Annotated in this window: 9 protein-coding genes and 1 tRNA gene; 5 read left to right on the top strand and 5 right to left on the bottom strand. The window is 70.5% G+C overall.

Annotated features, from left to right (window positions below; all coding sequences use genetic code 11):
- Positions 1 to 166 precede the first annotated feature (166 nt).
- On the bottom strand, positions 167 to 622 hold the full coding sequence (gene cynS / locus VFW71_06380) for a cyanase (GenBank protein HEU5002389.1): 456 nt from the start codon (positions 620 to 622) through the stop codon (positions 167 to 169).
- Between the two features lie 50 nt (positions 623 to 672).
- A complete protein-coding gene (locus VFW71_06375; protein ID HEU5002388.1) occupies positions 673 to 1,548 on the bottom strand; it encodes a DMT family transporter in 876 nt (291 codons plus the stop codon).
- Positions 1,549 to 1,622: 74 nt separating this feature from the next.
- Here VFW71_06375 and VFW71_06370 point away from each other — a divergent pair, with 74 nt between their 5' ends.
- Positions 1,623 to 2,579 (top strand): mechanosensitive ion channel domain-containing protein, encoded by a 957-nt coding sequence (locus VFW71_06370; GenBank protein ID HEU5002387.1) that lies wholly within the window; start codon positions 1,623 to 1,625, stop codon positions 2,577 to 2,579.
- Between the two features lie 38 nt (positions 2,580 to 2,617).
- The gene (locus VFW71_06365; protein ID HEU5002386.1) at positions 2,618 to 2,935 is read left to right on the top strand and encodes a twin-arginine translocase TatA/TatE family subunit; all 318 of its coding nucleotides are present in this window, start codon (positions 2,618 to 2,620) and stop codon (positions 2,933 to 2,935) included.
- Positions 2,936 to 3,104: 169 nt separating this feature from the next.
- Here VFW71_06365 and VFW71_06360 read toward each other — a convergent pair whose 3' ends face one another.
- Entirely contained in the window at positions 3,105 to 4,262 is a 1,158-nt protein-coding gene (locus VFW71_06360) for a 2'-deoxycytidine 5'-triphosphate deaminase (GenBank protein HEU5002385.1), read from the bottom strand.
- 122 nt (positions 4,263 to 4,384) lie between these two features.
- Here VFW71_06360 and VFW71_06355 point away from each other — a divergent pair, with 122 nt between their 5' ends.
- Complete coding sequence (locus VFW71_06355) at positions 4,385 to 5,065, top strand: DsbA family oxidoreductase (GenBank protein ID HEU5002384.1); 681 nt, start codon at positions 4,385 to 4,387, stop codon at positions 5,063 to 5,065.
- A 121-nt stretch (positions 5,066 to 5,186) separates the two neighbouring features.
- Here the strand turns inward: VFW71_06355 and VFW71_06350 are convergent, their stop codons facing one another.
- The gene (locus tag VFW71_06350; protein ID HEU5002383.1) at positions 5,187 to 6,755 is read right to left on the bottom strand and encodes a hypothetical protein; all 1,569 of its coding nucleotides are present in this window, start codon (positions 6,753 to 6,755) and stop codon (positions 5,187 to 5,189) included.
- Positions 6,731 to 7,558 carry an ABC transporter ATP-binding protein gene (locus VFW71_06345; protein ID HEU5002382.1) on the bottom strand — a complete coding sequence of 276 codons (828 nt, stop codon included), beginning with the start codon at positions 7,556 to 7,558 and terminating at the stop codon, positions 6,731 to 6,733. The genes VFW71_06350 and VFW71_06345 overlap by 25 nt, the downstream gene beginning before the upstream one ends.
- Positions 7,559 to 7,635: 77 nt before the next feature.
- Here VFW71_06345 and VFW71_06340 point away from each other — a divergent pair.
- Positions 7,636 to 7,726 (top strand) — tRNA-Sec (locus tag VFW71_06340).
- 79 nt (positions 7,727 to 7,805) lie between these two features.
- Positions 7,806 to 8,087: peptide deformylase (locus VFW71_06335; GenBank protein ID HEU5002381.1), on the top strand; the 282-nt coding region annotated here is incomplete at its 3' end.

The raw sequence follows: 8,087 nt of genomic DNA, 5'->3' as shown, positions 1-8,087 counted from the left end.
GTCGGCGGGATCGACGCCGGGGTGTGTCTACCAGTACGACGCCCGGGACAACCAGGTGGTCTACGACACCAACGTCTCGGCCACCATCGCCCCCACCGCCCCGAGCAGCTCGCAGACCTTCGCCTCGATCGCCGTGCTGCTCAGGGCGCAGTAGGGGTGCAGCGGCTTACCACTTCCGGTAGGCCAGGAACTTCCCGTTGTAGGTGAGCTGCACCCGGTCGCCCTTCGGATCCGGGATCCGGGAGATCTCGATCTGGAAGTCGATGGCGCTCATGATCCCGTCGCCGAACTGCTCGTGGATCACGGCCTTGATGGCGGGGCCGTAGATCTGGGTGATCTCGTGCAGCCGGTACATGAGCGGGTCGGTGGGCACCGTCATCCCCACCGCTCCCTTGGTGGGCGGTTCCTGCAGGATGGCCTCGATCTCGGCCCGCTCGGTGCCGCCGATGTCGAGGAGGTCGAGCAGGGCGGCCGCCTCGGTGGCGTCGAAGGTCCCCTGTCCCAGCACGGCCGCCGCGGTCCACACCGGACTGCGGCCGAGCTTGGCGGCGATCTCCTCGTAGGTGAGTCCGCTCTTCCGGCGGGCAGTGGCAAGTCGGTCCGTCACGTCGCTGCGGTTCATGGCCACTCCTTTCGCTGACGAGGTCTAAAACTAGGATCCGCTTCGGGAAGCTACACCTTTTCCGACAGGCTTCGCGTGCCGGTCACCGTCGGGGAGCGCCCCAGCACCCAGATGCCGAACAGGGAGAGGGCGGCGGCCACCAGCTCGCCCGCCAAGGCGCCCGGGCTGGTGCGCAGGGTCTCAGCGAACAGGATCACCCCGACCCCGCTGCTGGCAACGGGCTCGACGGCCGTGAGTGCGGGGAGCGACATCGCCAGCGGCCCGGCCTGAAAGGCGCTCTGGACCAGAAGCGCCCCCAGCACCGCCAGGCCCGCCAGGGCGTAGAGGTACCAGGTGTCAAGCAGTTCGACCAGGCCGTGCGCGTGCAGCACGTCGATGCCGCTCTTGATCAGGGCGTCGGAGATGGCGAAGGTCAGCGATGCGGCGATGCCCAGCAGGGCGGGCCTCCATCGGGCCGCCCGGCCGCTGATCCGGCGGGCCCAGCCCACGAGCACCGCGACGCCGACCCCCACCAGAACCCCGGCGATCCACCATCGCCGGAAGGAAACGGTCGCTCGCCCCGGGGAAGGGGAGGCGGCGATGAGGAACAGGGTGAGGCCGGTCATGAGGGCGAGCGCCGCCAGCAACTCGAATCCGGTCAGGCGGCGGCGGTCCCAGGCCGCGGCGAGCACGAGGGCGAAGAGGAGGCCGGCGGTCAGCAGGGGCTGCACCAGGGTGAGCGGGCCCTGGCCCAGGGCGAGGGCCTGGAAGAGGAAGGCGATGACGTCGGCCACGATCCCGGCCGCCCAGACCGGGCGCTTCACGAGGTGCACCAGGAGGCCGAAGCGCATGTGCTGCTCCCCGGGGGCCGACGCCGCCTCCCGGTGCTGCATCACCGCCGCCACCCCGTAGAAAAAGGCAGACACGACGGAGAGCACGTAGACCATCCGCCCAGTATCTCCCGAGCGCCTTGACACCCCGGCTGCAGGTAGGGGAGCGTCGGCATGGGTATCAGACAAGGATGTGCCTATCGCTCTTTGGCTGCCCGCGCGCGGGCGGCATCGTCGGGAGGGCCAGCGTGAACGGCTACGTGTACAACTTCTTCATCAAGCTCGGGTTCTCGGATTTCGCGGCCCGCACGGCGCAATTCATCGTGGTCCGGCCAGCCAAAATCCTGCTGATCGTGGTGCTGTCGCTCATTGCCAGCCGCCTGGTCGCCCGGGCGGTCCGCCGGCTGATCACGTCGCTCGGAAGCCACTCAGCCCTACAGGCCCGCTCCGCCCGGGCACCCCGGCGGGCGAACGCCTTCGCCTCGACGGCGGCCTCGATCTCCCGCTTCTTGGTGTGGGTCATCACCGTGCCGCTGATCCTGGGGGAGCTGGGCATCAACCTCGGCCCGCTGATCGCCGGGGCGACGGTCATCGGCGCCGCCCTCGGCTTCGGCGCCCAGAGCCTGGTGAAGGACCTCCTCTCCGGGTTCCTGATCCTGGGCGAGGACCAGTACGCCGTGGGCGACCGGATCCTGCTGGACGACATCAGCGGGATCGTCGAGGACCTCACGCTGCTGCGCACCCGGTTCCGGGCCGACGACGGCAAGGTGTGGTTCGTGGCCAACGGCGAGGTGCGCAGGGTGGCCAACGCCAGCCTGGACTGGGTGCGGATGACGGTGGACATCGTCCTGCCCTACGAGGCGGACATCGTGGGGGCGCTGGACACCATCAGCGAGGAGGCCAAGAGCTTCGCCGGTGACCCGTCGTGGATCGAGGTGATCCAGTCGCCGCCCGAGGTGTTCAGCGAGTCGATGACCTTCGAGAGCGTCACACTGCGGGTGATCGCCCATACGCCGCCCGGAAAGTCGGTCGGGGCCAGCCGAGCGCTGATGGAACGGCTCCTGCGCCGCCTGCGGGCCGAGGGCCAGAACGCCCTGGGCGCGGCCGAGGGCCAGGCCGAGACCGAGGCGATGGCGGTGGACTCTTGAGGTAGTACGATGGGTCTCGACGATCGAACGGAGGCATCGTGCTCGATAACCTCTTCGCCCCCGACAAGCTCCTCCTAGTCGCCATAGTCGGCCTCGTGTTGTTCGGGCCGAAGCGGCTGCCCCAGATCGGGCGGTCGGTGGGCCGGTGGCTCGGGGAGTTCCGCAAGGCCGCCGGGGGCCTCGGCGACGAGTTGAAGGCCGGCATGCACTCGGATGAGGCTGCGCAGGCCGAGGGCGCCGCGGCCAGCACGGCGAGCGCCGTCGTGGTCGAGAAGCCGGCGGTCCCGGCCGTGTCGGTCCCGGTGGACAAGCCGGCGGGCCCGGAGCCCGGGCCGACGCCGCCTGCGGCGCCGTAGCTCGTTCCCGCCTGCGGGGCGGGGTGGCACCGTGGCGGCGTGGGCGGGTCGGCGGCGTGGCGGCGGGGCGGGTCGGCGGCGTGGCGGCGTGGCGGCGTGGCGCGAGTTCTCCACTGTGGAGACATCGCGCCATCTCGTAGGCCTCAGAGTGCCCTGCGCCCCTCCGGCCCTAGGCCCGGAAGTGCTTGCTCAGCATCCGCTCCTGGTGCTGGTAGGCCGAGCCGATGTCCTGCCCGTAGAGGATGGAGGGCGCCTCGGCCAGCTCCTCGAAGACCAGCTTCGCCACCCGTTGGCCGTCCTGCAGCATGAACGGGACGTCGTGCGCCCGGACCTCCATCACCGCTTTGCTGCCCTGCTGGTCGGCGTCGGGCGTGTGGCCGAAGCCGGGGTCGAAGAAGCCGGCGTAGTGGGTGCGCAGCTCGCCGCTGGTGGGGTCGTAGGGGGTCATCTCGGCTGAGTAGCCGGGCGGGATGCGCACCCGCTCCCGGGAGATGAGCAGGTAGAACTCCTCGGGCTCCAGGACGAGGCGGTTGCCCCGCTCCCGGTGCACCGGCTCCCAGAAGTCGTCCGGGTCGTAGTGGTTGCGTTTGGTGAGGTCCAGCAGCTGGCTGTTCTTCTTCGCCCGGTAGCCGATGCGCCCACCGCCGTCGCCGGCGAGGTCGACGCTCAGGAAGAGCCCGTCGCCCAAGACCAGCTCAGCCTCGGGCAGCGGGGCACCGCGGGCGTAGAGGAGGGGGTCGGCGGCGTGCAGGGCCACCACCTCGGCGTCGGCCCGGCGGGACTTACCCACCTGGAGGCGGAGCTGGTTCAAGCTGAGTTCGGTGCGCACGAACACGGTGAAGGAGCGGGAGACGATCTCGAGGTAGAGCCGCCCCCGGTAGCCGGCGGGGACCTCGTCGAAGCTGTAGCCCGAGTCGGCGATCACCCGGGTGAAGATGTCCAGCCGGCCGGTGCTGGAGCGGGGGTTGGTGCGCCCGGCCAGCGTGGGCGGGAGGTCCAGCTCCTCGATGAGCGGGATGAGGTAGGGGCGGTTGCGCTCCAGGATCGCCCCGTCCCGCAGGTCGATCTCGCCCATCGACAGGTCGGCCAGCTTGGCGTCGATGCTCTCGCCCTCGGGGAGGAAGCTGCACCGGAGGCGGTAGGCGACCTCGCCCAGGCGCAGGTCGACGCTGGCGGGCTGCACGCTGGCGGCCGGGATGCGGTAGCGCTCCGACGTGATGGCACCGAGGTCGATGGCCTGCTCCAGCCACTGGCTGGGCAGGACGCCCGACATGCCGGGCGGCAGCTCGAAGGGCCGGGCGAGCGCGTCGCGGCGGAGGCTGCTCATGTGGTCGCCACCCTACCGGTTGTGGTCGGGCGCCCGGCCCGCGGCCCCGGCGGGCCCGGCTGCCTCCGGACGAGGCGTGGTTAGTATTAGAAGCGAAGCACGACCATCCCGGGAGAGTGAGCATGATCGTAGAGATCTGGGGCGACATCGTCTGTCCCTGGTGCTATATCGGTGAGCGGCGGTTCCGCCGTGCCCTCGGCCAGGCTCCGTATGCCGGGGAGGTCGTCATCCGGCACCGCAGCTTCCAGCTCGACCCCTCCGCGCCGGCGGTGGCGTCCATGCCCATCGTGGAGATGCTGGCCGAGAAGTACGGCGTCTCGGTGGCCGAGGCGGAGCGCTTCGAGCGCCAAGCGGCCGATGCCGCCGCGGGTGAGGGCCTGCCGTTCCACACCGACCGGATCCGGGCCAATACCTTCGATGCCCACCGTCTTGTCCACCTGGCGTCCCGCACTGGTCGGGAGGCCGAGCTCATGGACGGGCTGTACGCCGCGTACTTCGCCCGGGGCCTCGCCATCAGTGACCGGGACACCCTCGTCGCCCTGGCCGAGGAGGCAGGTGTGGACCCGGCCGAGGCCACACGCGTGCTCGGGAGCGACGCCTACGCCGCCGAGGTGATCGCCGACCAGCGCCAGGCGTACTCACTGGGAGCAAGCGCCGTGCCGTTCTTCGTCATCGACCGGCGCTACGGGATCCGTGGCGCCCAGCCCATCGAGGCGTTCGAACAGACCCTCCAGCGTGCCTGGGAGGAGGCGAGGCCCTCCCCCGCCCCGCCCGAGCCGAGCGCTTCGCCCGCGGGGCGTTAAACAAATCCGAGGCGGCGGCCCCACTCGACCCTTAGACGTCTAAGCAAGCAACAAAAGCCGTGCTGAGAGCGGCTTGTGTGCCCCACCTCCGCCCAAGTAGGCAGGACAAAGGACGCGGGTCCTACGCGCCGGCCCGGCCGGAGACAATCTCGAGGATAGGGAGCTCCTGCAGCCGCAGGCGTCGGGTGGCGATGGCCAGGCCGAGGCGCCAGATGGCGGCCCCGTAGGCGGCGGCGGCCAGGGCGGCGAGGACGAGGGCGTGCGGCCACAGGGCCAGCGAGACGCCCACGGCGACCGCCACCGGGGTGAGCAGGGCGGCGATGACCACCAGGGCGGACAGGCTGGCGAGCACGGTCAGGCACCCCGGGCCGGCCCACAGGTTGGTCATCGAGTCCGGGAGCGGGAAGGGCACCAGCACCGAAACCTGGTTGGCCACGCCCAGGGCGACCCCGGACACCGAAGCGGCGAGGAAGATCGTCGGGAGCACGAAGGACCAGGCATGCAGCAGGGCACCGAGGAGGACCGCCGCCACCGACGCCACCGCGAGGCCGAGGAGGGCGGAGGCGAGGTTCTTGCCCCGGAAGTCGATAGCCGGATCCCGGGCGGCGGCGACGTTGGTCCAGAAGGCGGGCCCGTCGGAGCCGAACTGGTTCAGCGCCTGCAGGGCGAACACGAGGGCGGCCCCGGCGGCGACGAACACCAGCCGGGGGGAGCCCCGCCCTTTCGCCAGGGCGGTGGCGGGCACCGCCAGCAGGAGCACGATCGTCACCAGGGCGGCCCGGCGGCGGGGGTCCCGCCAGGTATAGCGCAGCTCCTTGGCGGCGACAGCCCCCGTCCGCGTGCGGGGCAGCCAGCGCATGACCCCGCCGAAGAGGTCGGAAGGCTTTCTGGCGGCCCGTGACGGGCCTGCCTCGGCGGTGGTGAGGGCGCGCTGGAGCATGGCGCTCCAAAACCAAAGGAGCAGGCCGATGGCCGCTGCGGCGGCGGCGAGGGCACCGGTCGCCTTGAGGTCGTCGCCGCTGCGGGCCCAGAGGACTGCCTTTGCAGCCCAGCCCGGCGGAAGCCAGGAGAGGCTCTTGCTGGCCGACCCGATGAGCACGCCGTGATTGCCCGCCCGCAGGTCCACCCTCGACAGGACCTGGCTGGCCAGGAACGGCATGACTGCCACGATGGCGAAGGCGAAGCCGAGCAGGTCCTTGCCCCGGCGGGAGCGCAGGATGCTGGACAGGGCCGTGGTGAGCGCCCGGGACCCGACCACGCACAGGACCAGCTCGATGGCGATCGCGAGGGCGGTCAGGGCGAGGGCCGGGGCACGGCCGGGGGAGCCGGCGAAGGTCCCGGTCAGGGTCAGCAGCGTGGCCACCGGGGCGAGGCCTACCAGGCTGGCGCACAGCAGGCCGGTCATGAGCTGGCGGCGGGTGAGCGGGAGGAGGGCCAGCTTCGAGGGGTCGAGGGTCTCGTCGCTGCCCAGGCCGAGCAGCGGCAGGCAGAGCCAGGCGACGAAGAAGGCGTCGAAGATGGCGGGGACTGCGGTTTGTTGGTGCTGGGGGTTTGCCAGGGTCGCGAAGCCCCCGATGACCACCCAGAAGCAGACGAACAGCCCGAGGATCAGCCCGACCCGCCGGCGCCAGCCGGAGCGGAGGTTGTTGGCGGTGAGGGCGACCTTCAGGCGGACGAAGTACCGAGCCATCCCAGTTCCCCACCCCGGGACTGGTCGCCGCCGACCAGGCGGACGAAGGTCTCCTCGAGGGTGTGGCCGTTCTTGACGTCGTCGATCGGCCCCTGGGCGACGATGCGGCCCTGGTGGACGATGGCCACCCGGTCGCAGAGGCGCTCGACCAGATCCATGACATGGCTGGAGAACACCACGGTTGCCCCGCTGCGGATGTGGCGCTCCAGCACCTGGCGGATGGCCAGGGCGGAGACCGGGTCGACGGCCTCGAAGGGCTCATCGAGGAACAGCACCCGGGGGCCGTGCAGCAGGGCCGCCGCCAGGCCGATCTTCTTGCGCATGCCGTGGCTGTAATCGATGACCAGGGTGCCGGCGGCATCGGTGAGGCCGAAGGCGTCGAGGAGCTCGTTGGACCGTTCCTTGACCGTGTCCTCGGGGAGCCCACGGAGGAGGCCGGTGAAGGTGAGGAGTTCGACCCCGGTCAGGCGCTCGAAGAGGCGCAGGTCCTCGGGGAGCACGCCCACCACCGCCTTGGCCCGGGCCAGGTCGTGCCAGACGTCGATCCCGTTGACCCACACCTGGCCGGCGTCGGGCTTCAGCAGCCCGGTGCACATGCGCAGCGTGGTGGTCTTGCCGGCGCCATTGGGGCCGACGAGGCCGAAGAAACTGGCCGCCGGGATGTCGAGGTCGAGGGCCTGGACAGCGACCTTCTCGCCGTAGACTTTGCGGAGGCCCCGGACCTGAAGGGCGAAGGCGGGGGCCGTTTGGGGCGTTGGGGGGTGCGTCGTGCCGGGCAGGGCCGGGTCTGCCTGAATGCTCACCCCTCCATGGTGACGTGTCCTTCGGCGATTTCGCGGGCGAGGGTAGTTTGTTCTAGTCCGTTGCTATCCTGCGTGGCGGAGGCGACTGGGGCCTGGTGGCCCTCCTGGTCTTCAAAACCAGTGCGCCGATGAGAGTCGGTGGGCGGGTTCGATTCCCGTCCGCCTCCGCAAATTAGCTGTGCGTAAGCCAAAACGTCCCGACAGGAGTCCGGCTTGGGGTGCCGGGCTGGCCTGCAGAGAAGGGCTCGTGGGCACGAAATGGTCACGAGTCCCTCTCAGATACGTCCCCAAGCTAAAGGCCATCTACCCCTTCACCAAAGGCGTCGGCATCGCGGCCCCCCAGATCGGCATCGCCCGTGCGATAGCCATCGTCCAGCCCCCCGACTCCGACCACCACATCACCCTTGTGAATCCCACCGTCGTCTGGCGTTCGGAGGCCACGGACACCAAGGCCGAGGGATGCCTGAGCTTCTTCGACATCCGAGGCGAGGTCCCCAGGCCGCTCGCTATCAGCGTACGGACGACCCAC

Source organism: Actinomycetota bacterium (assembly GCA_035765775.1).
GTDB lineage: Bacteria > Actinomycetota > CADDZG01 > JAHWKV01 > JAOPZY01 > DASTWV01.
Note: the sequence above shows the minus strand (reverse complement) of the source record. Positions and strands in the feature narration are given on the sequence as shown.

Excerpts from the sequence above, each read along its gene's own strand:
- VFW71_06360 (HEU5002385.1), bottom strand. The coding sequence starts at position 4,262 with ATGAGCAGCCTCCGCCGCGACGCGCTCGCCCGGCCCTTCGAGCTGCCG.
- cynS (HEU5002389.1), bottom strand. The coding sequence starts at position 622 with ATGAACCGCAGCGACGTGACGGACCGACTTGCCACTGCCCGCCGGAAG.
- VFW71_06350 (HEU5002383.1), bottom strand. The coding sequence starts at position 6,755 with ATGGCTCGGTACTTCGTCCGCCTGAAGGTCGCCCTCACCGCCAACAAC.
- VFW71_06375 (HEU5002388.1), bottom strand. The coding sequence starts at position 1,548 with ATGGTCTACGTGCTCTCCGTCGTGTCTGCCTTTTTCTACGGGGTGGCG.
- VFW71_06370 (HEU5002387.1), top strand. The coding sequence starts at position 1,623 with ATGTGCCTATCGCTCTTTGGCTGCCCGCGCGCGGGCGGCATCGTCGGG.
- VFW71_06355 (HEU5002384.1), top strand. The coding sequence starts at position 4,385 with ATGATCGTAGAGATCTGGGGCGACATCGTCTGTCCCTGGTGCTATATC.